This is a genomic window from Xanthomonas prunicola (genome assembly GCF_002846205.1).
Taxonomy (GTDB): Bacteria; Pseudomonadota; Gammaproteobacteria; order Xanthomonadales; family Xanthomonadaceae; genus Xanthomonas; species Xanthomonas prunicola.
In genome coordinates this window covers 1-810 of the sequence record NZ_PHKV01000068.1, presented here as the reverse complement: position 1 = coordinate 810, position 810 = coordinate 1, and the positions used below count along the sequence as shown (strand labels likewise).

General features: G+C 66.0%; 1 protein-coding gene. It reads left to right on the top strand.

Annotation, left to right across the window (positions count from 1 at the left end; genetic code table 11):
- The coding region (locus tag XpruCFBP8353_RS23065) for a condensation domain-containing protein (protein ID WP_133125720.1) at positions 1-810 on the top strand (810 nt) is incomplete at both ends.

Below are 810 nucleotides of genomic sequence, written 5' to 3'. Positions count from 1 at the left end.
GGCAAGCTCGATCGTCGCGCACTGCCGGCACCGGATACGGATGCGCTCGCCGTGCAGGCTTACGTGCCACCGCAAGGCGAACTGGAAACCCTGCTCGCCGCGTTGTGGAGCGAGCTCCTCAGCGTCGAGCGTATCGGTCGCCACGACAGTTTCTTCGCGCTTGGCGGGCACTCGTTATTGGCCGTGCGGCTAATCTCGCGCATCCGCAGCACGCTCGGCCTTGAATTGGCGTTGAGCGCACTGTTCTCGCAGCCACGTCTGCTCGATCTGGCGGCCACCCTGGCCGGCACAGCCACCAGCACTGTGCCCGCTATCGTGCCGGCCGACCGCAGCGCACCGCTGCCGCTGTCCTTCGCGCAGCAACGGCTGTGGTTTCTGGAGCAACTCGACGACCGTGCCAAGCTTGCCTACCTGATGCCGGTCGGGGTGGACCTGCATGGCGAGCTGGATCTTCCCGCACTGCAGCGGGCCCTGGATCGCATCGTCGCGCGCCACGAAGCGCTGCGCACCTGTTTTATTGCCTGCGATGACGGTGCCACGCAACTGATCGCGCCAGCAGACGTCGGCTTCGCACTGGACTGCATCGACCTGCGCCAAACCGCCGATCCGCATGCCGACGCGCAGCGTCACGCCGAGCTGGAAGCGGAGTCTCCCTTCGACCTGGTCTGCGGCCCACTGATACGCGGACGCCTGCTGCGCCTGGCCGAGCAACACCACCGCCTGCTGGTGACCATGCACCACATCGTCACCGATGGTTGGTCCATGGGCCTGCTGGTACACGAACTCAGCACCTTGTACGCCGCCTTCGTG